The organism is Muribaculum sp., from assembly GCF_029051885.1.
Lineage (GTDB): Bacteria > Bacteroidota > Bacteroidia > Bacteroidales > Muribaculaceae > Muribaculum.
This window is the reverse complement of the sequence record NZ_JAIDKI010000162.1, coordinates 1-24927: the sequence shown is the minus strand read 5'-3', so window position 1 is coordinate 24927 and position 24927 is coordinate 1. Positions and strand designations below refer to the sequence as shown.

General features: G+C 50.0%; 22 protein-coding genes. 13 read left to right on the top strand and 9 right to left on the bottom strand.

Annotation, left to right across the window (positions count from 1 at the left end):
* Positions 1-17 precede the first annotated feature (17 nt).
* Entirely contained in the window at positions 18-2072 is a 2055-nt protein-coding gene (locus K2I50_RS07070; protein WP_301025580.1) for a TonB-dependent receptor, read from the bottom strand.
* 156 nt (positions 2073-2228) lie between these two features.
* On the opposite strand from K2I50_RS07070, the gene K2I50_RS07065 reads away from it, so the two are divergent.
* The 4 genes from K2I50_RS07065 to K2I50_RS07050 are packed head-to-tail and all read left to right on the top strand — an operon-like array spanning position 2229 to position 5382.
* Complete coding sequence (locus tag K2I50_RS07065) at positions 2229-3197, top strand: energy-coupling factor ABC transporter permease (RefSeq protein ID WP_301025578.1); 969 nt, start codon at positions 2229-2231, stop codon at positions 3195-3197.
* A 13-nt stretch (positions 3198-3210) separates the two neighbouring features.
* Positions 3211-4008 (top strand): cobalt ECF transporter T component CbiQ, encoded by a 798-nt coding sequence (cbiQ, locus tag K2I50_RS07060; RefSeq protein ID WP_301025577.1) that lies wholly within the window; start codon positions 3211-3213, stop codon positions 4006-4008.
* 38 nt (positions 4009-4046) lie between these two features.
* Positions 4047-4757: an energy-coupling factor ABC transporter ATP-binding protein gene (locus tag K2I50_RS07055; RefSeq protein ID WP_301025575.1), complete on the top strand. Its 711-nt coding sequence runs from the start codon at positions 4047-4049 to the stop codon at positions 4755-4757.
* 25 nt (positions 4758-4782) lie between these two features.
* Complete coding sequence (locus K2I50_RS07050) at positions 4783-5382, top strand: class I SAM-dependent methyltransferase (protein ID WP_301025574.1); 600 nt, start codon at positions 4783-4785, stop codon at positions 5380-5382.
* 142 nt (positions 5383-5524) lie between these two features.
* Here the strand turns inward: K2I50_RS07050 and queA are convergent, their stop codons facing one another.
* From queA to K2I50_RS07025, 5 genes are all read right to left on the bottom strand, one after another.
* The gene (gene queA / locus K2I50_RS07045) at positions 5525-6577 is read right to left on the bottom strand and encodes a tRNA preQ1(34) S-adenosylmethionine ribosyltransferase-isomerase QueA (RefSeq protein WP_301025572.1); all 1053 of its coding nucleotides are present in this window, start codon (positions 6575-6577) and stop codon (positions 5525-5527) included.
* Between the two features lie 69 nt (positions 6578-6646).
* On the bottom strand, positions 6647-7369 hold the full coding sequence (truB, locus tag K2I50_RS07040; RefSeq protein ID WP_301025571.1) for a tRNA pseudouridine(55) synthase TruB: 723 nt from the start codon (positions 7367-7369) through the stop codon (positions 6647-6649).
* Between the two features lie 21 nt (positions 7370-7390).
* A complete protein-coding gene (locus K2I50_RS07035; RefSeq protein WP_301025569.1) occupies positions 7391-8227 on the bottom strand; it encodes an undecaprenyl-diphosphate phosphatase in 837 nt (278 codons plus the stop codon).
* Positions 8228-8304: 77 nt separating this feature from the next.
* Positions 8305-8613, bottom strand: coding sequence for a DUF3098 domain-containing protein (locus K2I50_RS07030; protein WP_301025567.1), 309 nt, complete (start codon positions 8611-8613; stop codon positions 8305-8307).
* A 35-nt stretch (positions 8614-8648) separates the two neighbouring features.
* The gene (locus K2I50_RS07025; protein WP_301025566.1) at positions 8649-9521 is read right to left on the bottom strand and encodes a cell division protein FtsX; all 873 of its coding nucleotides are present in this window, start codon (positions 9519-9521) and stop codon (positions 8649-8651) included.
* Between the two features lie 277 nt (positions 9522-9798).
* Here K2I50_RS07025 and K2I50_RS07020 point away from each other — a divergent pair, with 277 nt between their 5' ends.
* From K2I50_RS07020 to sulP, 8 genes are all read left to right on the top strand, one after another.
* Complete coding sequence (locus tag K2I50_RS07020) at positions 9799-10134, top strand: hypothetical protein (protein ID WP_301025591.1); 336 nt, start codon at positions 9799-9801, stop codon at positions 10132-10134.
* Between the two features lie 43 nt (positions 10135-10177).
* Complete coding sequence (locus tag K2I50_RS07015) at positions 10178-12868, top strand: calcium-translocating P-type ATPase, PMCA-type (RefSeq protein ID WP_301025565.1); 2691 nt, start codon at positions 10178-10180, stop codon at positions 12866-12868.
* An 87-nt stretch (positions 12869-12955) separates the two neighbouring features.
* Positions 12956-13204, top strand: a complete 249-nt coding sequence (locus tag K2I50_RS07010; protein ID WP_301025563.1) for a hypothetical protein — start codon at positions 12956-12958, stop codon at positions 13202-13204.
* Positions 13205-13279: 75 nt separating this feature from the next.
* Entirely contained in the window at positions 13280-14179 is a 900-nt protein-coding gene (gene glsA / locus K2I50_RS07005) for a lyso-glycine lipid O-acyltransferase GlsA (RefSeq protein ID WP_301025561.1), read from the top strand.
* Positions 14148-15113 carry a glycine N(alpha)-acyltransferase GlsB gene (glsB, locus tag K2I50_RS07000; protein WP_301025559.1) on the top strand — a complete coding sequence of 322 codons (966 nt, stop codon included), beginning with the start codon at positions 14148-14150 and terminating at the stop codon, positions 15111-15113. Before glsA ends, glsB begins: the two co-directional genes overlap by 32 nt.
* Positions 15114-15335: 222 nt before the next feature.
* Positions 15336-16883 (top strand): capsule assembly Wzi family protein, encoded by a 1548-nt coding sequence (locus tag K2I50_RS06995; RefSeq protein WP_301025557.1) that lies wholly within the window; start codon positions 15336-15338, stop codon positions 16881-16883.
* Entirely contained in the window at positions 16873-17346 is a 474-nt protein-coding gene (locus K2I50_RS06990; RefSeq protein WP_301025556.1) for a lipocalin-like domain-containing protein, read from the top strand. The genes K2I50_RS06995 and K2I50_RS06990 overlap by 11 nt, the downstream gene beginning before the upstream one ends.
* Positions 17347-17518: 172 nt before the next feature.
* The gene (gene sulP, locus K2I50_RS06985) at positions 17519-19243 is read left to right on the top strand and encodes a SulP family inorganic anion transporter (protein ID WP_301025554.1); all 1725 of its coding nucleotides are present in this window, start codon (positions 17519-17521) and stop codon (positions 19241-19243) included.
* 82 nt (positions 19244-19325) lie between these two features.
* On the opposite strand, the gene K2I50_RS06980 is transcribed toward sulP, so the two are convergent.
* The 3 genes from K2I50_RS06980 to K2I50_RS06970 form a co-directional block, all read right to left on the bottom strand.
* Positions 19326-19847, bottom strand: coding sequence for an SPOR domain-containing protein (locus K2I50_RS06980; protein ID WP_301025553.1), 522 nt, complete (start codon positions 19845-19847; stop codon positions 19326-19328).
* Positions 19844-20353 (bottom strand): metallophosphoesterase family protein, encoded by a 510-nt coding sequence (locus K2I50_RS06975; protein ID WP_301025552.1) that lies wholly within the window; start codon positions 20351-20353, stop codon positions 19844-19846. Before K2I50_RS06975 ends, K2I50_RS06980 begins: the two co-directional genes overlap by 4 nt.
* A gap of 81 nt (positions 20354-20434) precedes the next feature.
* Entirely contained in the window at positions 20435-23128 is a 2694-nt protein-coding gene (locus K2I50_RS06970) for an alpha-L-rhamnosidase-related protein (RefSeq protein WP_301025550.1), read from the bottom strand.
* Between the two features lie 443 nt (positions 23129-23571).
* On the opposite strand from K2I50_RS06970, the gene obgE reads away from it, so the two are divergent.
* Complete coding sequence (obgE, locus tag K2I50_RS06965) at positions 23572-24744, top strand: GTPase ObgE (RefSeq protein WP_301025549.1); 1173 nt, start codon at positions 23572-23574, stop codon at positions 24742-24744.
* The last annotated feature ends 183 nt before the right edge of the window (positions 24745-24927 follow it).

The following is a 24927-nucleotide window of genomic DNA, read 5'->3' as shown; positions in this document are numbered from 1 at the left end:
TATCGGCGGCTGCAACGTCAGAATTTGTAGGAGATGGAGCCGCGAAGGGCAAAGGGTGTGCCCGGAGTAAAGCAGATGTCAGTGACGGGCTCGGTGTCACCGGGAATCATGGTCTCGGTGGCAAACTGTGCCTCACGCCATTTTACATCAAAAAGGTTCTCCACAGCGGCGCCAAACGTGAGCTTGCCGAGAGTATATGAAGCATTTATGTCGGTGATACAGTATCCCTTGGCCGTGAGCGAATAATCCTCATTGGCAGGGCGGTTGCCGAGCCAGCGGCAATGAATGCCTGCTGAAAAACGATTAGTCTTGTAGGTAAGTCCGGCGAGAAGGGTATTCACCGGAGCAAGAGGAATGTAATTCTCACCCTTGGCCTCTTGGGTCATACGCGCATTACAATAAGTATAATCAGCCTGGAAATAGAAGTTTTTCAGGAACTCCCAGCGCACGCCGACATCAAAGCCCAGGCGACGGCTTTTTCCTGATGGCTCCACTACGGCCTCATCACCAACATACACAAACTCCTGGTTCATGTGGAGATACCAGCAGGCGGCGTTGAGCATAACGGTAGGGAGTGGCTTCCAGTGAATACCCAAATCAGCACCCCATGTTTCAGGCAACACATCCTTGCCGTCGCGCACAACTACCACTCGGGCGTCGTTGCTGTGGAATCCGCGTCCACCCTTGGCATAGAGTTGCACGGTATTGCTCGGGTTGTAGATGATATTCAGTTTCGGGCTCACAAACGCCTGCCCTACTCCGGGATCGGAATACTCCGTGGCAGTCCTGTCGGTATAATTGAAATGAAACCAGTCGACACGCACCGAGGGATTAATCATCCAGTTGCCGAGATTTATCTCCATGCCCGCATATCCGAACAGATTGCTCTGTCCTATATCTCCAAGCGAATATGTGCCGATGATTTCGCGCTTGCGGGCATGATAGAGGGCTATATCTTTTACATCGTCGTAACGGAAACCGACACCTCCGGCCCATTTCCACATACGGTCGCCCACATAGAAGCGATTGCTGAAGTCGACATATCCACCCCCAATCAGACGTTTCTCCTTCTGGTTGATTTCATCCCAGTTGTCGGGGTCGTTGAGCTGAAACGTGAAGTCGGAGAATAGATTGAACGTATAATATGAAAGATAGAACTCGCTGTTGACCATGGTACCATCGGCCATGTCGACATGGTGGAGAAACTGCAGACTGGTGCGTGAGGTGGAACCGCCCTCGCTTGCGTCAAGTGAGCCGAACCAACCGATCATACCGTTATTTACCGCACGCTCGGGTATCTGCCCCGAAGCGTTCCATGAACTGTTGAAATGCGACAGTATTATGTTGAACCTCGATGCCGAAGTCCACTTCGTGTACTTGGCCATGGCGTTGAGGCGCTTGAAATGCTGCGGACTGTCGAAGAAACCGTTATCGGTAAGAAACGCACCTGAAAAATACATGCTCTCGCTCCGATTGTTGATGAGCGACATCGACGCGCGGTAGCGCTGGTAGTCGTGCATGCCGATTTCGACACCCACCTCGTTGGGCATGCGGTCGCGCGTCTTGAACGCCACATACCCCGCCGTGGCGAGATCACCCTTGGTCATGTCGTACGCACCCTTGTCGAAGTCAATCTTCTCGATTACTTCAGGCTGAAGGAAATGCAGGTCGGCATACCCCTGCCCATGGGCATGGCTCACCATATTTACAGGCATCCCGTCGACCGAAATATTTATATCGGTACCATGGTCGAGGTCGAAGCCGCGCAAAAACATCTGCTCGGCTTTCCCACCTCCAGCATGCTGAGCGATAAACAGACCCGGTACAGAGCGGAGCACTTCCTGTGACGATTTTACCGGATTCACGGCAAGATCGACTTTGGAGACCTCGCTCAGATGGTTTACCCGGGCCACTACGTCGACATCCTTAAGCGAAACACGCATGGCTGCCGTATCCTGTGCCGCAGGCGAAACCTCGGCGGGATAATCGGCTGGCTCATGTGGCGCGGCAACCACCGCCGACGCACATCCGGCAAAAATGGCAGTAACAAGACTTCTTGATAAATCAATCATTAGAGCAATCAATTAATGTGTGTGCAGTGAATAAAATATAGTGATATAACACACCGAAGTATAAAATGTTTGCAACAGCCATCTCTAAACATATCCGCCGACGGCGATGTTTATTTAGGTAAATATAATACGTAATTCGACTCCAAAAAGATGCACATGGCTGATGCTTTGGTCTCGCCGGCGGTAGCAGGCGCGGCCGCAGCAGTGTCGGTGACGCTGCTTGCAGTGTCCGCACGAAAGATAAAGCGTGGGGACAACGAAAATATCGTTCCACTCATGGGGGTGATGGGTGCATTTGTGTTTGCGGCCCAGATGATTAACTTCACCATACCGGGCACCGGCTCAAGCGGACATATCGTCGGGGGCATACTTCTCGGCGCTATACTCGGGCCTTGGGCGGCATTTCTGACACTCGCCTCGGTCATTGTGGTACAGTGTCTGATATTTGCCGACGGGGGACTGATGGCTCTCGGATGCAACCTGCTCAACATGGGCGTATGCTCCACACTGATAGCGTATCCTCTGGTATACCGGCCGATAGCGGGAGAAAGCACCAAGAGCTGGCGTATATTCGCTGCCGCCATAGCAGCATCGGTAGTGGGACTTGAACTCGGTGCGCTGCTCGTCACGGCAGAGACCGAACTTTCGGGTGTCACCGCTCTCCCGACAGAGCAATTCCTGGCGCTTATGAGCTCGATACACCTGTTTATCGGACTTGGCGAGGGCCTTGCCACAGCCGCCGTGCTGTACTTTGTGAAACAGTATCAGCCATCGCTGCTTACCGACTACAGGAGAAGCACAGGTGACAAGACCTTAAGCTACCGCAAAGCGGCAATCGTATTTCTCTCCATTGCGGCTGTGCTCGGAGTGGCTTTCACATGGATTGCCTCGTCGTACCCCGACGGTCTTGAATGGTCTATAGCCAATATCGTAGGCGAGAACGGACTCGGCGTGTCGGGGAGCGCCGTAGCCCGCACAATAGGAAGCGTGCAGGAGGCCACATCATTTCTTCCAGACTACGGCAGCACATGGTCCGGAATAATAGGATGTATCATTGTAGTGGCTCTCGTATGGATTATCTGTACTTTGGCCACGCGCAAGACCCGGAGTGTGAAACCCAACTGATATCACCGGCACTATGACGGCTCTCGAAAAGGCACTGACCGAATTTCGCTCCGTGGAGCATACCGCACAGGGCAAGAGCAAACTCCATTCGCTCGACCCGCGTGCCAAGACCGTTGTGACCATCGTATATATCGCCACAGTGCTTTCGATATCTCTCGACTCACTGCCCGCTCTGCTAATCTTCTGGGTGTTCCCTATCATAGCAAGCGCAATGGGTGGAATCGGCTATGGAGAGGTGATGCGCAAATCACTCTACACGCTCCCGCTTATCGCATTCATAGGCATATTCAACCCCATGTTGCATCGCGAGCCGATGCTTTATGCAGGTGCTGTGGCAATATCGCGCGGCTGGGTGGAATTCTTAGCCATACTACTGCGCGGATTATTCACCGTTCAGATGGTAATCGTGCTGATTATGACTACCGGATTCTACAAGGTGTGCCGCGGACTCAACCGCATGGGAGTGCCATCGGTGTTCACCACCCAGATGATGCTTGTATACCGCTATATCTACGTACTTGTCGACGAGGCCATCGATATGGACCGCGCACGCAAGTCGCGAAGCTATGGCAGGAAAAGCTATAAAATCAGGATGTGGGGCACATTCGTAGGACAGCTGCTGATTCGTACCGTAAACCGTGCGCAGCGCATACATATGGCCATGCTGTCACGTGGATTTCACGGCGAGATACATCCGTTAAACCATACAAAATGGCACATCGGCGACACATTGTTTCTCATAGCGGCATGCGGGTGTATCATAGCATGCCGATTCGTGGACATCGGCGCCCTCCTAAATATCCCGGCATGAACCTGCGTTAAATGACATCCTTCACAAAAGTATCAGCAATGAGCCACCATTACATTAAATTCGACCACGTCACATACACCTATCCCAACGGCATGAAAGCCCTCGACGATGTATCGTTTTACATCACACACGGTGAAAAAGTCGGGATTGTCGGTGCCAACGGTGCCGGCAAGTCAACCCTTATACTCCACACCAACGGGTTGCTCATGCCATCGCAGGGGAATGTTGTCATTGGCGATATACCGGTGACAAAACAGACACTCCCCATAATACGCCGAACGGTGGGCATAGTGTTCCAGAATCCGGACGACCAACTGTTCATGCCTACCGTAGAGGAGGATGTGGCTTTCGGACCTGTGAATATGAATCTGCCCGAAGAAGAGATAAAGAGGCGGGTGAGAGAAGCTCTGAAAGAAGTGGGTGCATACGACCTTCGCGAACGCACCACCTACGAACTGTCGGGTGGCCAAAAGAGAAGTGTGGCGATAGCCGGAGTGCTGGCCATGGAGCCTGACGTGCTTGTGCTCGACGAACCGACGAGCAACCTAGACCCTCACGCCAGACGACTGCTTATCGACAGGCTGGCGGGATTCACCCACACCTGCCTGATTGCGACACATGACCTCGACATGGTAAGGGAACTATGTCAGCGCACCATAGTAATGTCGCACGGACACATACTCGCCGACGGTCCTACTGCAAAAATTTTTGACAACCGCGACCTGCTTGAGCGCGGATGCCTTTTGTAACCCCTATCTGACTGACTCTACACATATGGATGAACGCGTTTTTTTTGACCGACTGGCTCCGACATGGGATGCCAACGAGATACTGTCAACTCCCGACCATGTACGTCATGTACTGTCGCATACCGGCATAAAGCATGGCGACAGTGTGCTTGATCTCGGCACAGGTACAGGAGTGCTCCTACCCGCTATTGCCGAACTTACAGGCAACAACGGGACAATAACGGCCGTGGACTACTCGACCGGAATGCTCGACATAGCGCAAAGCAAATTCGCACACCTCACTCCGCGGCCGAAATTCATGTGCCTTGATTTCGAGACCGAGACTATACCCGGAGAATACGACCATATAATACTCTACTGTGTATACCCTCACCTGCATACACCCGTCGACACACTCAAATGGCTGCGCGGAGTCAATCTGTCCGATGGCGGTACGATGACAATAGCCTTCCCTTCCGACGAGAAATTCATCAACTCCATACATCGCCACAAGCATTCCGAAAGCGACATCCTGCCTCCGGCTTCAGAGCTGGCGGCATGGCTCAGGCTCAACGGTCTCAGCGCAATCGTGGCCGAGTCCACTCATGACAATTATATAATCAACATTTCCAAAACGCCATGCTGACGGCGTGACGTCACGCCCAATGTCCATACCGCTATGATATGGACACATACAGCTCCGCCGCCTCGCGTCATGCATGCCTTATCAGCAGCAGGAACTATGCGAGGCGGCGGAGCCGTATATGCCGTAGGCCCGAAGGATACGATTACTCTACAATAAGCATGGCATCACCATATGCTCCGAAACGGTATTTCTCCTTAATGGCCTCGTTGTAGGCATCCATTACAAGATCATAGCCGCCGAAAGCACATACCATCATAAGCATGGTGGAGTAAGGAAGATGGAAATTGCTTACCATTGCATTGGCTACCGTAAAATCGTAGGGAGGGAATATAAACTTGTTGGTCCAGCCGGCATAGGTCTTCATGTGACCGCCCATGCTGACAGCGCTCTCGATACCGCGGAGCACGGAAGTGCCGACCGCACACACGTTGCGGTTCTCATCCTTTGCAGCGTTGACAATATCGACAAGTTCTTGAGTGACAACCATGTCCTCGGAGTCCATGCGATGCTTTGTAAGGTCCTCCACGTCAATATCACGATAGTTGCCAAGACCGGAGTGGAGCGTGAGATATGCATCTTTCACGCCCTTTATTTCAAGACGCTTCAGAAGCTCACGGCTGAAATGCAGTCCTGCGGCAGGAGCCACTACGGCGCCTTCTTTCGCAGCGAATATACACTGATAATCCTCGGCGTCCGAAGGGAGCGACTCACGCTTGATATACGGAGGCAGCGGAGTCATGCCAAGTTTATACAGAGCCTCTTTAAACTCCTCGTGAGGCCCGTCGTAGAGAAAACGCAATGTGCGGCCACGCGAAGTGGTATTATCAATTACCTCGGCCACCATCGACTCATCATCGCCGAAATACAGCTTGTTTCCGATACGTATCTTGCGGGCAGGCTCTACCAGCACATCCCACAGTTTATGCTCCTCGTTGAGCTCTCTCAGCAGAAATACCTCAATCTTGGCGCCTGTCTTTTCCTTGTTGCCGATAAGTTTGGCGGGAAACACCTTGGTATCGTTAAATACCATTACATCGCCGTCATCGAAATAATTGATTATCTCCTTGAATATACGATGTTCGATTTCGCCTGTCGATTTATGTACAACCATCATACGCGCCTCATCGCGTACAGCAGCCGGCTCGTTGGCAATCAGCTCTTCGGGAAACTTGAATTTGAATTGTGAGAGTTTCATATTTATGGGGTGAGAGATTCAGAGGGATGAATCCATATTAAACCTCCCTCTATTATATCAGTTACATTATTAATTCTCGGGTGCGGCGTCATCATCATCCGATTCGATGACAACAGTATTCAGGAGTTCTACCGCCTGGGGCACTGTCAGACAATCGGCAATCGACACATCGCCCACCCTGGTACGGCGCAGGGCTGTAAGATGGCCGCCACTGCCTAAGGCGGCTCCTATATCGCGGGCCAGAGCGCGGATGTAGGTGCCCTTGCTGCACACGACTCTTACAGTAATGCTCTCCGGAGAAAACTCCATTAGCTCGATTTCGTCGATTACCAGCAATTTGGGACGTATCACTACCTCCTCTCCACGTCGCGCCATCTTATATGCACGCTGTCCGTCGACCTTACATGCAGAAAACGCCGGAGGCACCTGCTCTATAGCACCGGTAAATTTTTTCAGCGTCTCCTCGACCAATTCACGGGTTATATGGTCCGTAGGGTAAGTGGCGTCAATCTCTGTCTCGAGGTCAAACGAAGGTGTGGTAGCACCAAGTGCTATCGTGGCCACATATTCCTTCACATGAGCCTGCAGAGTGTCAATCTGCTTGGTTGCCTTTCCGGTACATACGAGCATTACTCCGGTAGCCAACGGGTCAAGAGTGCCGGCATGGCCGACCTTAAGTTTCTTGATTTTCAAGCGTCTCAACAGCGTGCTTCTCAGACGCTTCACCGCGTCGAACGAAGACCAGCCATAAGGCTTGTCAATATACAGAATCTCGCCTTTTGTAAAATTCATATATGTATTACGCAGGGTTTATTACCAGCACATGCACACGATGCCCATCACGGCACAATATACGGCAAACCATACGAGCTTGCCTTTCTTGACGATGGAAATCATCCACTTGCAAGCCACACATCCTACAAGGAATGCAGCCACAAATCCTACAATAATAGCTGTCAATGAAATTCCGCCGCCTGAAGCCTGTGTCACTGCGTCAGCGGCAGGAGCAAGCATCTTCTTAATGTCAAGAAGTCCCTCGCCAAGGATGGGTATAATGACCATAAGAAATGAGAACGACGCCATCTTCTCGCGATTGTCGCCAAGGAGTATACCGGTAGCGATAGTAGTACCCGAACGGCTCAGACCGGGAAGTACCGCCACTGCCTGGGCACAGCCTATCACGAATGCATCAATCCAGGTGATATCACGGCCTTCGGGAGTATGACCAAGCAATGCCGGACGCGTACGGAAGAAATAGGCAAAACACAAAAGCAGGGCTGTGACACACAGGCACACTCCTACTACAAACAGGTCACCGCCAAAGAATGACTCTACAAAATCCTTGAAGCAGAAGCCTACAATAGCCACCGGGATACATGATACAAGTATCTTGCACACATAGTAGAAATTATAGTCGCGCTTGATGGTGAAGAACGACACACACAGAGGATAAAATTCGCGCCAAAGCACAACGACCGTACTAAGCACTGTGGCGACGTGGAGCATCACACTGAACTCAAGCGAAGAATCCGAATTAAGATCCAGACCAAGTATCTGCTTGAAAATTTCAAGATGTCCGCTACTGCTTATCGGCAGATATTCGGACAGTCCCTGCACTACGCCAAGAATAAGAGCGTCAAGCCAATCCATAGGTTAAATACAATAATATGGGGTTTGATAAATAATTACTACAGAGATATTTGGGATAGATATAGATTACGTCGGCATTACGACTCTTTTTCCGCAGTATGCGTGGTCTTGGGACGCCATACTATTGCTACCGCCATGGCCACAAATCCAAGAAACGCAATGGTAGGACCTACAACTATACGGCGTGTGGAAAAGATATCGGGGTTGAATGCTTCGGTAGTAGTGCTTCCGCCCAACATCAGACAGAATCCAAGCACTATCATTACTGCGGCCACTATCATCATGATGAAATTGACACGCATCAGCGGAAACTGCGATGGAAGTTCACGTTCGATAGCTACCTCGGTATCGGCTCCAGGCTTGGATGCAAAAGGCTTTGTTGCCATATTTTTAAGTTTTATTGTTGCTAAATTAAATACAATTATTTAAACATGTCGTCGTACGACGCATAAAGGTAACGGTTGGTCGAGAACACCGATGCCACCAGACATATGAGCATACCCGCCAGCACCACCCCGGCCAATACGACAGCGACCTCGTTCCATGTCACCAGCGATGAAATCACAGGGTCGCCCGAGCCTATGGCCACTATGCCACCGGCAAGTATCATATCGGCAATCAGCCCGGCAATCAGTCCGCTGATTACATTGCTGACAAGAAACGGACGTCGTATAAACGCTCCGGTAGCACCGACAAGCGTCATTGTATGAATAAGGAAACGACGTGAGTATATGTCGAGATGCACGGTGTTGTTGATAAGCGCAAGCGATATCACAAGTAATATCAGCGCCACCACACCCAACACTATAAACACCGCACGCAGATTGCGGTTGACATCGTCGATCATACGTGCATTGACCGTGACTTTCTTCACACCGGCCATTTTTGCCACAGGCTTTATAATAAGCGCAAGCGAGTCGGTAGCAGCATACTGAGGTCTTACTTTAACCTCAATCTCTCCGTTAAAAGGATTCACGCCAAGCACCTCCATAAGGTCTTCTCCGGTGTCCTGCTGCCATCGGGCCATCGCGTCGTCACTCGACCGATAAGCCACACTCAAAGCATACGGAGATGAAGTCAACGCCTGCTTAAGGGCATTGACCTCAGAAGTCTTCACACTGTCTGAGAGCACTACATCAAAACCTACACTGCTGCGTATGCCGTCGGTCACTGTATGTGCGCCGATTCCAAGCAAAGCTATCAAGCCGAGCAAGAGCAATACCATCGCCACGCTCAGCGTAGCGGTCAGTTGTGATGTGAATATAGGGATACCTTTGCGACCTTGTTGTCTCATAAATCAGATATCACAGCACACCGATAAGCGGTATACCGGAAATTCACCACAAAATTAATACATAAAAAAGCCGATGTCAAGTATTTCACAAAAAATTCACATTCTCGCAACAATTATATATTGGGAGTATCTGAAGAATTGCATATTTTTGCACTTTCATAACTTACGGAACTACAATTAAAAAAGCATGTACACACAGAATCAGCCTCAGCTCCCTCAGGGAATAGTAAAAAAAGCAGTAATCGCAATCGTATGCATCGCAGCATTTATAGTGGCCATGCTCTTCATGGTGCCATGGTACAATGTATGGCAGCAGGAAATGGCCGGAAAGGCTGAATTCGCCAAAGCCGAGCAAAACCGCAAAATAAAAATCGAGGAAGCACGCGCCAACCTCGAGGCCGAAAAGCTCAATGCTCAGGCCGAGATAGAACGCGCAAAAGGTGCAGCCGAAGCAATACGCATAGAGAACGGCTCGATAACACCCACATATATTCAATATCTCTGGGTGCGTCAGCAGTCTGACCTCAGCAACAAGACAGTAATATACGTACCTACAGAAACCAACCTGCCGATACTCGAAGCCACACGTCCGATTCTCAATCAGGCCGACTGATACACCGACTTTACGATTACATTACCCTATGATTCACCCGACTATGAACAATACCACGCACCCGAACGGCCTTACAGACAGCCAGGTAGAACAGAGCAGGCTTGAACATGGCACAAATATATTGACACCACCGGCTAAAACTCCGCTGTGGCGACAGTTTCTTGACAAATTCAGCGACCCGCTCATAATTATATTATGTGTGGCCGGAATTCTGTCGGTAGGTATTTCGATATATGAGTATACCATGCTCGACGAAGGTGCTGGAGTGTTCTTTGAACCAGTAGGCATCTTCATAGCCATAATCCTCGCTACCGGACTCGCTTTTTTCTTCGAAGTAAAAGCCAACCGAGAGTTTGCATTGCTTAACCAGGTCAACGACGATGAGCCTGTGCAGGTAATACGCAACGGAAGCGCGACAACTGTGCCGCGCAAAGACATCGTTGTTGGCGACATAGTGATACTCAACACCGGTGAAGAGATACCAGCCGACGGAGTATTGCTTGAAGCCGTGTCGATGAATGTCGACGAATCGACGCTGACAGGAGAACCTGTAGCCCACAAGACCACAGACCCCGCACAGTTTGACAAAGACGCCACATTCCCCTCCGACCGCGTGATGCGCGGCACAAAGGTAATGGAGGGACACGGCATGATGGAAGTATGCGCCGTAGGCGACCATACAGAAAACGGACGTGTGTTTGTAGCATCACAGATAGACAACTCGGTCAAGACTCCACTCAACGAGCAGCTTGACGGGCTGGGCAAACTCATAACACGTGTGAGCTACACCATAGCCTCTCTTGTTGTAATCGGGAGGACAATCATATATTTTACATCGCAGACAGCCGACTTCGAGTGGATTAACTTCATAGCCTACCTGCTCCAGACGTTCATGATTGCCGTCACACTGGTGGTAGTGGCCGTGCCCGAAGGCCTACCAATGGCAGTGACTCTATCGCTCGCCTACTCTATGCGGCGCATGCTCCGCACCAACAATCTTGTCAGAAAGATGCATGCGTGCGAGACCATGGGCGCAACTACTGTAATTTGTACCGACAAGACCGGCACCCTGACACAGAACCGTATGCAGGTGGCCGACATCACATTCTTCGGACTTGGAGAAAAACGCTTTGCCACCGACGCCTTAAGCCTCATCAGAGAGGGCATCGCCGTAAATTCCACAGCCCGCCTCGACATGTCAGAGCCTCAGACCCCAAAAGTGCTCGGCAACCCTACGGAAGGCGCCCTACTCTTGTGGCTCAACAAGGCCGGCATCGACTTCACACAAATAAAGGAAAGCATGCGTGTAATCGCAGAAATTCCATTCTCGACCGAGCGCAAATTCATGGCTACTCTTGTGGAAATGCCCTCAGGAGAACGCAGGCTGCATGTAAAGGGCGCTCCGGAGATAGTCTATGACATGTGTACCGACTATCCCCCGACAGCCACACCCGACACTGTAAAATACATATTGTCGAAATACCAGAATCACGCCATGCGCACACTGGCATTCGCATGTGCTAAAGTCGTCGACGGCGCCAACCCCATAGACGGCAACCGACTCGACACTTCAAACCTTACATTTCTCGGCGTTGTAGCCATTGCCGACCCTGTCAGAGCCGATGTCCCGGATGCCGTGTCGGATGTAATCAGAGCCGGAATACAGATTAAAATCGTCACCGGAGACACCCCGGCCACTGCCAAAGAGATAGGGCGCCAGATAGGACTTTGGGAGCCTTCCGACAGCGAAAACAACATCATTACCGGTCCGGAATTCGAACAACTCTCTGATGAAGAATTGCGCCATCGGGTCAAGAGCCTCAAAATCATAGCCCGCGCACGTCCACTCGACAAAAAGCGACTTGTTGAGGCACTTCAGGCCAATAATGAAGTAGTAGCCGTAACCGGCGACGGCACCAACGACGCTCCGGCGCTGAAAAGTGCCCACGTCGGCCTGTCGATGGGCGACGGGACATCCGTAGCCAAGGAGGCATCCGACATCACCATTGTCGACAACTCATTCTCTTCAATCGGAAGAGCCGTAATGTGGGGACGCTCCCTCTACCGTAATATCCAGCGTTTCGTGATGTTCCAGATGACGGTAAACATCGTAGCGTGCCTCATCGTGCTTTCAGGAGCATTCATGGGATTGCAGTCGCCGCTTACCGTAACCCAGATGCTGTGGGTAAATCTTATTATGGACACCTTCGCTGCCATGGCCCTCGCATCGCTGCCACCGTCGGCATCCGTCATGGATGAGGCCCCGCGTCAGCGTACGGCATTCATAATCAACCGTGCCATGTGGCAAAGCATAATATCCACAGGCATCATATTCTTCATATTGCTCTTCGGACTGATGTGGTACATGGAGCATATCAACATCGACTCTCTGACCGATATATTCCATGCCGGATTCATACCCGACAACAAAGGCCTGGATCCTTACGAACTAAGTCTGTTCTTCACCACTTTTGTTTTCCTGCAGTTCTGGAATATGTTTAATGCACGAGCCTTTGCGACTGGACGCTCGGCTCTGCATATGAAAGGTTGCGGAGGATTCCTCGCCATAGCTGCCGCCATATTTGCCGGTCAGATTATGATTATCGAAATCGGCGGACAGTTTTTCAATGTCGTACCACTTAAGCTGACAGATTGGGTGATTATTATCACCTCGACATCGGCTGTATTGTGGATTGGTGAACTAATACGCCTGTTCCACAGCAAAAAGAATTAATAATTTACCATTTATTAACACTACTGTACACCATAGTCGCCCACCCTCTGAAATACATTTGCAGTATCAATCTAAAATACTGCAAATATGGGCGCTATACACACTTCCGACATAATTTATGCCACCCTCTCACAGCATGGGAGGGAAATCGCCGCCTATCGTTTCAGCGGCATGACAACAATGGCCGAGCTCCTGCGTCAGATTTGTAAAGCTGCCGCAGGATGCATGGGCCTTGTGAATGTAAGACTACGCAACAGCACACAGGGCTGGACACTCGCCCGCTCACTGATGCTTGCGCCTACCGCCGCAGCATCAGTGCAATTATCGCTATTCTGACACTCACAAGTGTGCGCACTACATAAAATGCCGGATGTTCTTTATGATATATCGGCAAATGAGTAACTTTGCGCCATGAATATCCAGAATGAAGATTCAAAAGAGCCTAATACCGACTCACTCCATGTTGACGTAGAGGCTGTAATCAACAGCCGGCTTCCACGCTACAGGCGCTTTATACCGCGCTTCGCCATCAACTGGTTGAAAAAGACCATATGCCAGGATGATCTGAACGGCATTCTTGACCGTACAAGCGGCACTCGCAACGCCCAGTTCTGCGGGGCGGTATTACGCGACCTCAATGTACGCTACACCTCGGAAGGCACACTACCCGACCCGGCCAATCCGAAAGTAATAATAGTATGCAATCACCCGCTTGGAGCTCTTGACGGAATCACAATGATACATTGGGCCACTGCGACATATGGCCCCGACATACATTTCATCGTCAACGACATACTTACAGCCATAAAACCGCTGGAGGATATATTTCTCCCGGTAAACCTCTACGGCCGCCAGTCGCGCCACTCATCTGCCGATATTGACGCGGTGTTCCGCAGCGACACACCTATAATAATGTTCCCGGCCGGACTGGTAAGCCGCAAGCACCGCAACGGGACAATCCGCGACCTGAAATGGCACAAAATGTTTGTCAACAAAGCCATTCAGTATAAGCGAGATATAATTCCTGTATATTTTGATGCAGAGAATTCACCGTTTTTTTATAATTTTGCAAAATTCCGCCTAAGAATCGGCCTGCGGTTCAATTTCGAGATGATGTATCTCCCGCGCGAAATATTCCGCAGCCGCAACGCATGCTTCAGGCTGGTTGTCGGCGACCCCATCGCATGGCAATCGCTCGAGGGCGGACGCAAAGCCTCACGACAGGCGCAGAAAATAAAAAAGATATTATATAGTTTAAGCAATCAACCATTACAACCTGATGACGACGACGACCAATCAGACTGTGATTGACCCTATACCTGTAGAACTCCTTGAGAAGGAACTTACCCCCGACAGGCTGTTGCGCGACACCAACAAAGGTGGCAACAAGATATATATCGTAGACGCCTTTTCGGCGCCAAACGTAATGCGTGAGGTCGGTCGACTCAGAGAAATCGCCTTCCGCGCAGCCGGAGGCGGAACAGGCAAAGACTGTGATATCGACGAATTCGACACAATGGAGCCACCATGCCGACAGCTGGTAGTGTGGGATCCGGAGGCACGTGAAATCATCGGCGGATATCGTTTCATCCCCGGCAACGATATAAAAATACGCCCCGACGGCATGCCTCGTATCGCCACAAGCCATATGTTCTCTTTCTCGGAGCAATTCCTGAAAGATTACCTCCCTTATACAATCGAACTGGGACGCTCATTCGTCAGACTTGAATATCAGACTACTCGCGTAGGTGCAAAGGCACTGTATGCGCTTGATAATCTTTGGGATGGTCTTGGAGCACTCACGGTAATATATCCCGACATGCGCTATCTCTTCGGAAAAGTGACCATGTATCCGAGCTATAATGCCGATTGCCGCAACATGATTCTGTATTTCCTTACAAAACACTTCCCCGACCCCGACCGTCTTGTGTGGCCCATGACTCCACTTACCACACATATGGACAACGAGGCAATGCGCAAGCTCTTCATCCACGACACATTCAAGGACGACTATAAGATTCTCAACAAAGCCATCCGCGACCACGGATACAACATTCCGCCCCTGGTCAATGCATATATGAGTCTGTCGCCATCCATGAGAATGTTTGGAACTGCTATAAACGACGAGTTCGGCAATGTCGAGGAAAGTGGCATCTTCTTTGTAATCGACGAAATATTTGAAGAGAAGAAGGGACGTCATATCGGCACCTTTATCCCCATAAATCCTCTTTTGGAGGAAAAGTAATGAAACTCCGGGGTATCAACTCCACAGTAAAGGAATCACACATAAACCACAGCAAGTTGTACTGTCGTTAAAGCAAGGGATAATAATAAGATACGCATCTTCAGTACTACTTGATCTCATTGTCCCTTAGCAAAACCGGCAGGAACCTGCCTTTTGCCATGAGGAATAGCTATATCCCTTCATCTTACACCATATTGTCATTATTGTATTAAATTTCAGGGTTTGAAAATATCACATAACATCGGGATTTATTGTCTCCTGTCAGGCTTAATTGCCGCAATTCCTGCCCCCAAGGCATTATCGCAGACATCTGTAGATTACCGAGGGGAGATATGGCTCAATGCCGGAAGTGGAGATTTCGCACCCTATGGCATTATGTCAAACCGTTACGGCGTGACAACCCAGCCATCATCAATAATGGTGCGCGGTGCATTAAAGCATGAATGGGACACAACCGCAAGATGGAGCTGGACAGCAGGTGCCGACATTATAGCACAGGCAAGTTCAGCAACAGATTATGCCCGCTACCAGAAATCATCAGAAAGCTGGACCGAACGTGGTCTGCGACCATCGGTAGCACATATCCAGCAACTGTTTGCCGGCATTAGGTACCGCAGCATATTTGCAATCGTCGGGCTCAAAGAATATCCATCGGCTCTACTCAACGATTCGCTGTCAAGCGGCGACTTTACACGCAGCATAAACGCGCGTCCGATGCCCGGCATATCATTAGGATTATGGCGCTTTGTCGACATTCCTCTTACCCGTGGAGCCCTACAGATTTCAGGCGAGATATTTTATGGCCGACCTACCGACAACGGATGGCTTGAAAACCATTATAACTATTATTCGTCATTCATAAGCACCGACTGGTGGTACAATTACAAGCGACTTTATTTCCGCACCAAACCGTCGCTTCCGGTAAGCGTTACATTCGGCATGCAGGCAGCATGCCAGTTTGGCTATAATCTCAGATACTATTTCGGCGGCAATTTCGGCTACTCATTGGTCGACGATGTCAATCTTTGGGAGACTATCAAAATATTGTTGCCAAGCTCCGGCGAAGGCTACTGGCGCGGAAACCATTTAGGCTCCTGGGATTTTATGGCACGGTGGCGCATGCCGTCAGGCCATCAGCTGAAAGCATACTTCCAGTGGCCCTGGGAGGACGGATCCGGAATAGGACGCCGCAACGGATGGGACGGCATATGGGGTGTCGAGTATGTGGCCTCATCACCACGCAGCATAATCAGCGGAGCCGTAATCGAATATATCGACTTCACCAACCAGTCGGGCCCTATACACTGGGCACCGCATGACCGCCCGGGTACAACAATCACCGACGAAGCCACCGGCTCCGACTCGTATTACAACAATGCCAACTATAACGGATACACATATTTCGGCATGGGAATCGGCACACCCTTCCTACCCGGCACGATATACAACCGCGACGGATACCTGCGCTACGTCGACACCCGCGTAAGAGGAGTACATATGGCGGCGAAAGGATGGGTTGCACAGAATGTCGATTACCGAGTAATGCTGTCGTACAGACAGGGCTGGGGAGATTACTATGTTCCAAGAACCCACAAAGTACATGACTTCTCATGTATGCTCGAGGCGGCATGGCATGTAGGCAAGATACCCGGACTGAAAGTCTCGGCTATCGCGGCCATGGACCACGGCGACATGATTGGCAACAACATAGGAGGTGCAATATCTCTTACTTATACCGGATCATTCACTATAGGCAACCATGGCAAATAAAAAAACTTCAACACTCCATTCGGCAATAATCCTGCTTGCCATGATATTGCTGGCAGCAACAGGATGTACCCGCAATAACGGCGATATAGGCCCATGGTTCGGAGCATGGACGCTGACATCGATTGAGTCTGACGGCACTCCGGCCCGGGATTATGTTCCGTCAACCATTACCTGGAAATTCCAGTCGACAGTCATATGTATGGTTCAATTAAATCCACACCACGATTACATCGAATCGTTCGGTACATGGCGTCAGATTTCCGACACCCGGCTCGAACTGAATTTCAGCCACAGCGACTCAGAGCGCCCTTCCGGCACAGACATATATGCACCTCCGCCTGCCACTCATCTTCCTTCTGACGTATCATTGCTGGAGATAGTGTCCATCTCATCCAAACGTATTGTACTTGCCTACACAAGCCCCGACGACGGCACTGTATATACATATACCCTCGACCGCTGACATTCTCCCCGATGAAGCGACAGGCAAGACATATGTCCGCATGCAAAATGTTAAAATCACAAAAATACACTTAAAATAGTGAAATATTTCATTAACTTTGCACTTTCGTTTCCCGGTTAATAGAGATATTAGCCACACAACCAATCAATTATCACTTATTTATTGTGCAAAGATGAATCTATCAGGTACAATTGACTTCCGCCCGAAGTTACTATCCACACTATCCAATTATTCTCTTTCACGCTTCAAGGACGACCTTATAGCAGGCATCGTGGTAGGTATCGTAGCCCTGCCTCTCGCCATCGCGTTCGGTATAGCAAGCGGAGTAAGCCCCACAATAGGCCTCATCACAGCCATTATCGGAGGCTTCCTCGTATCGGCTTGCGGAGGCAATTCCGTACAGATTGGAGGACCTACGGGAGCTTTCATCGTGATTGTATATTCAATCATTCAGAACTACGGCCTCCAGGGGCTGGCAATCGCCACTCTCATGGCCGGTATGATACTGATTCTGCTCGGACTCTTCCATCTTGGCACGGTCATCAAGTTTATACCCTATCCTATCGTGGTAGGCTTTACAAGCGGTATAGCCCTGACGATATTCTCCACACAGATCAACGATTTCTTCGGACTCGGACTGACTGACGTACCTTCTGAATTTCTCTCAAAGTGGGGTGTGTATCTGTCCAACTTCGGAAATCTCGACCCTGTGACCCTTGGAGTAGGACTCGCCTCTCTGGCTGTCATTATCATCACTCCTAAAATCTCGAGAAAACTTCCGGGCTCACTTATAGCCATAGTACTGATTACAGCTGTAGTCTATATCCTCAGCCATACCTTCCCTGACATACATGTCGAGACTATTGGCGACCGATTCGGAGCTCTTTCCACCGACATCCCAGCTCCTGAGGGATTTGATTTATCGATGAACACCATCAACCTTCTGCTCCCGTCAGCCTTCACAATCGCAATATTGTGTGCCATCGAATCACTGCTGTCGGCCACTGTTGCCGACGGTGTGACCGGCTCGCGTACAAACTCAAACACCGAACTTATCGGACAAGGCATAGCTAATCTCGTAGTTCCGTTCTTCGGCGGCATCCCTGTGACCGGTGCAATCGCCCGCACAATGACCAACATCACAAACGGAGGCCGCACACCGGTAGCCGGAATCGTACACACGCTGGTACTGCTCCTCATATTCCTTTTCCTTATGCCTCTGATTAATCTCGTGCCGATGTCATGTCTTGCCGCCGTACTTATCGTAGTATCATACAACATGAGCGGATGGCGTACGGTTGTCGGTATATTCAAAGCGCCCAAAAGCGACATATCGGTACTGGTGGTAACGTTCCTCCTTACCGTGATATTCGATCTTACCATCGCCATCGAGATTGGTCTGCTCCTGGCCATAATCCTCTTCCTGCGCCGTGTCATGGAAAATACTCAGATACGAGTATACTCCGAGCAACTTGATGTAGCCGAAGGCACCGAGGCCACCGCACATGAAGTGCTTGATGTAGCTCCCGGAGTGGAAGTATATGAAATCGACGGACCGTTCTTCTTTGGTGTAGCTACCAAATTCGACGAAATGATGCGCACATCGATGGGCAATGTTCCTGTAGTACGCATCATACGCATGCGCCGCGTGCCATTCATCGACGCTACCGGCGTACACAATCTCGAGCTGCTGATTCGCTCGTCGCAAAAAGTCGGAATCCACATAGTATTGTCAGGCGTCAACGACCAGGTACGTCAGACACTCATCAAGAGCCATATCGACGACCTCGTAGGCCACGACCACATCTGCGACCATATAACCAAGGCCGTAGCCATGGCCAACCGCATTGCCGAGTCGCGCCAGGCATCTCTCAACCGCTCTGTAGCAAACGTCTGATTTTAAGCAACTCCAAATAAACGGTCGGCTCTGTATCGGATTTACCGATACAGAGCCGACCGTTTATGCTACAAGAACAAATCTATTCTGCCAGCGGATAACGCTGCGGACGCAGAAGCAACGGATAAGGCGTCTTTGAAAACACCCGTTTGTCGGCCTTGACAATCTCATATGCAGCCCCCGCCTCTTCTGCCGAATCGGTAGTCACTGCAATAACATAATATAGCGGTTCGGCAGTCTCCACCAGAGTAGCGGTATGGTAGCCTTGACCACGAAGGCGCTCCATGAGTGAACGGGCATTAAACACCTGTTTAAACTGAGCCACTGCGATATTATAAGGCTTGACATCGGCCGGAACCGACACCCCTTTCACACACTTGACAGCCACAGTCACAGTAGGCACGGTATCGCCGTCAAGTATCGTATGCGAACTTACCGATTCCTTACGTATCTTCTCATATATAGTACCCTCTATACCTGAGTCAGTCTCGGTCTTTTCCTTTACAGCCTCATAAGCGGCCTTATAGTTCGCTTCATTTGTCTTGCACGACACAAATGGCACCGCCACTATTGCGGCTGTAGCCAGCATATGATATATTTTCATCTTGATGTATAGTTTTTTGAAAGTTCGATTACCTCCAGGTCGCGAGGAGCGCCATGGTCAAGAGTAAAACGCACAAGTGTGCGTACCTGCTGCCAGCCATGCACCCCGGCCGCACCCGGATTAATATGCAGCAATTCCAGTTCGTGATCATACTTGACACGCAGGATGTGGCTGTGCCCGCTAATCATAAGGCGGGTACCCTTTTCCCGCAGAAGCTGCTTGATTCCCGACGAATACTTGCCCGGATATCCACCGATATGGGTCATAAGCACTCGCACGCCCTCAATCTCAAAATCCATCAGCTCCGGACACTTGCGACGCACTTCGCCATGGTCGATATTTCCGGCCACAGCCCTTACTGTCGGAGCCACCTCAAGAAGGCGCTGGATTATTGACATATCTCCGATATCCCCGGCATGCCATATCTCGTCACAATCCTTGAAATGCAGGGCATAACGGTCGTCCCAGTAACTGTGAGTATCTGAAAGAAGTCCTATACGTTTCATAATTTATGGCTTAGAGCTTATCTAAGAGAATATGTTGAATTTTCACACAAGCTCTTATATAAGTACGTGCATCGGCCTCGATTATTGCACACGGATTACACGTGCATAGCGTATCAGCGCACAGTTGATTTCTCCATTCATATTATCCATATCCAGACGAAGCGACATGTCATTTATGCCCTTGCGAAGTTTCACACGCAACATATTGGACAATCCGGTCGACATCCACTCGCCCTTGCCACGCTGAGGCATCACGACTGCGCCTGCCTCAGCATCATTGACATAAAGGATACGCAACGCACAGCGGTTATCGGTATTTACAGGGCCTGAACCGTTGGCATAACAGAAATCGACAAAATAATCGCCACCTTCGTCGACTGCCACAGTGAAATCCATACGCCTGTTTCGGCTTTTTGAGGTCTCGACAAACTGCGAGCCCACCTTACGGTCGGCAATAAGCGTAGTTCCGGTAACTCCAATACGGTCGGCCGGCACTGTAATAAGAGCACCATCAGGAATATACTCATAAGGCTTGCAGGTATATCCGACATAATGTTCCTGGCTCACCGGCACTATGTTCATCAGAGTATAGCTGTCCTGTGGAACAAACGATATCGAGGATGTCGAAATCTCCTGAAGCATGTTTGAATTTATATACTCCTCATATTCTATGCCTTCGGTATAGTTTGTTATCTCGCCCTGTAGTCCGGTCCAGTTGATTTCAGGAGTCGATGGCACCCATGCCTGCGGCTGATTGTTGACCGACTGCCCCTCCACGGCGTTTCCGGCCATCTCTATCACTATCTCTACATCTCCTTTCGTATCGGCTGGAAGCATGAATGTCGACGATTCCTTGCCGTTGATTGTAAACGATTTTACCTGATTGCCTGTACCGTTTACCTGTACCGTAAGTGTAGCATCGCGGTACTTCAATCCGGTAAGAGTTTTAGGTCCGGTAAGAGACGACGGGACAAAGGGACTGAAGTACATGCCATCGGTCTTCAACTCTATGCCCATTATCACTCTCATTATCATCGCGACCATACCGGTGCAACTCCACAACTGCGCGTCGGAGTTGACGGCTGCGCCATGGCAATCGCCGTTCGACGCCACAAAAAGTTCCTTATGACTGCCAAACAATGCAGCGGCCCTGCACATCGATGCAAATCCCTTCTCAAATGCCGCCATATTGCCGGCTTTCTTGGCGGCCAGATTCCAGTAGGCCTGTACAAATGGCCATACGGCATCGTTGTGATACGGCTTTATATCAGGGAGCTGAGGATATACCGACGATATACCGTAGGGCGTATACGGAGTCTTGCTTATAATCGAGCGTGCCATATCGTCATTGGCCACACCGAAAAGTATCGCCAGTGCCTGCCCGAGATTATCAGTCGTCTGCGATTGTATCGGATATATCCCTCCATAGAGATATTCCGAATAATATCCGAGATTTGGAATCCACAGATTATTATTTATGGCATTGGAGATTTCACTGTCGATACCGTTCCATAACGGAGCAACACTGTCGTCAGAAAGAGCCTTGATCATCTCATCGCGCACCCTGAATGCCTCGACAAACATTACATTCGTACCCAGACACATCGATTCGTAGATATCTTTAGGCTGCATCCAGCGCGGATAAGTCTGTTCACGCCAGTCGAGATACGACTGTTCACCGCGCATCATCTTGAAATCCGGATTCCATACTACCCTCATATCCGCATTAAGAGTATTCTCTATCGCCAGGAGCGATTCTCTCAGAATTTCATCGTCGCCTGTAGCCTTGTAGACTTCCCATGCGGCCATAGCCCATACTACACGGTCGGAGCTCACAGGCCAGGAACCACCGGTACCGGTGTCCTGCACGATAACCTTGCCGTCAGGTGTATCCTTCAGCTTCGACTTCAGCGAACGCCATGTGCCATAAGGGTCAATCAGAGCGAGCGAAAGATATGCCGAATAGCTTATATCCCTGGTCCATACCCCATCCCACTCCTTGCCGGCACGATATGTGCTGTCTGAGCGCTTATTGGAGTCAATCTCATGCATAGCCATATTGTAGAGAGCATCGACAAGTATCTGATGGGAACTGTATGCCGGCAACAACACATCAAGAGAATCAATATGCCATCGTCCGGAATTTGTGGCATGTGCTCTGTCCGGATTCAACGTCAGTGTCACCTCATATATGCCATTACCCTTTTCTTTCAGCTCCTGGGCGGGTCTTGCATGAAGATTCTCGAAATCCCATGTAAGAGGCGGTATGTCTCCTGCCACCCATACACCCTTGAAATCATCCTTATATATAGTGTCATTAGTATGTGTCACATAGTAGCCACGACGCTTGAAACTGTCGAATACCGGGTTCATATTCACCTTCAGAGTCCATCTGGTATCATGCGCCAGATGTTTAGCCTTTGCCTTCAGCGAATCGACCTCATGGAGTGCCTCGCCAAAGGTAAACACTGTGTCGGCACCTACCACTACCGTATGCGAAACTCCCTTGGGCAACTCATTGTCGCGACTGTTGATTGACAGGCGGAAATGCAAAAGCCGAGATATCGTACCCTCCTCCGCACTCTTATAGTCTGTGACTATCTCATAGGGGCTCACAGCATAGGCCTTGTAGCCGCCCTGACACACACTGTCGGCATAGACCGAAAACTCATCCGACTGATAGATAGCATTGCCCTGAGGCGTAGAGCCTCCACATGAGGCAAGTGCCGCGCCGACAATACCTGATATGGATATTATGGAGTAAAATGACTTCATCTGATGCTAATAGCTTGTTTAATAATTGATATATTTCTGCAATTGTTTCAAAAGACAGCAAGAGATTGAGTGATTATAAAGTTACCCTTTGTCTTATACATCCCGACCGTTTTTCGCCCTGCTATTGCAGTCGTGTACATAAAGTACATACCTTCGTCACAGGTCGAAAATCGACTCAAGTTATACGCCACTGTCGGCAACATTTATGACTAAACAAGCTCTAATTATATGCTAATTTAATGATTTTATGTCGATAAAGTTCAGTCAGCATACTTAAATCAGGATTTTTGGTTAATTTTGTACCGTTTTAGCCGTAAAACCAATGTACATAATCCCGGCACATACAATAAATCCCCGGGAAACATACGGCTTGCTGATGCCCATGCCAATGAACTTTAGGCCGGGCTTACTCCTTATAACTAAAATTATAAAGTATATTTATTATGGCTGAGTCCAATTTCATAGATTACGTAAAGATTCTTTGTCGCTCGGGCAAAGGAGGTGCCGGATCGCGCCATTTCTATCGTGCGAAATATATCCCCAAGGGTGGCCCTGATGGAGGCGACGGCGGAAGAGGCGGCCACATCATACTCCGTGGTAACAAAAACATGTGGACTCTGCTGCCGCTGAAATACCAGCGTCATGTATTCGCCGGCAACGGAAGTTCGGGTACAGGCAACCGCAGTTCGGGCAAAGACGGCGAGGACAAGACTATCGAAGTGCCCTGCGGCACTGTCGTATTCGACGCCGAGACCGGAGAGTTTCTGTGTGAGGTAACCGGCGACGGCGAGGAGATAAAGCTGCTCAAAGGTGGCCGCGGTGGTCTTGGCAACTGGCACTTCAAAAGCGCCACCAATCAGACTCCACGCTACGCGCAGCCCGGCGAACCTGCCATCGAGAAAACCATAATCATGGAGTTGAAGCTACTTGCCGATGTAGGTCTTGTAGGATTTCCCAATGCCGGTAAGTCCACATTACTTTCGTCGATATCCGCCGCCAGACCAAAGATTGCCGACTATCCCTTCACTACAATGGAGCCGCAGCTTGGTATTGTGAGCTACCGCGACAACAGATCATTCGTGATGGCCGACATACCTGGCATTATCGAAGGCGCAAGCGAAGGGAAAGGACTCGGACTCAGATTCCTGCGCCATATCGAACGCAACGCGGTACTGCTTTTCATGGTGCCTGCCGATGCCGACAACATCCGTGAGCAATACGAGATTTTGCTTCGCGAACTCGAGCAGTTCAACCCCGACCTCGTTGACAAACCCAGGGTGCTCGCCATAAGCAAGTCAGACCTTCTTGATGACGAACTCATCGCCGAGATGAAGCGCGAACTCCCCGACGATCTCCCCCACGTGTTCATATCGGCAGTATCCGGCATGGGGATAAGCACACTGAAAGATATGCTCTGGAGCGCCATCAACGATGAAAGCAACCGCATCGAAAACGCAACAATCACCCATCGTCCTCTCGACGGACATCATCGTGTACGCGAGGAAGACGAATTCATATTCCAGCTCCCTGAGGATGAGACCGCTCCCGAACTCGAAGATGACGACGAAGAATATGACTGGGACGAAACAGCATGGGAATATGGCGATGACAAATAATTAAGCGCAATACGCTCGCCTGACCTTTACCCACAAGAGATTATTGTATCTCTGTCAATATCCCGGCTGTATGGAATTGTATATTACCCGATTCCATGCAGCCGTCGGTATAAGAGCTTGTTTAATAATAAATGTTACCGTCAGGGCGGTCAATCGTCGAGCATATTTTCGCTTGTGATGAGG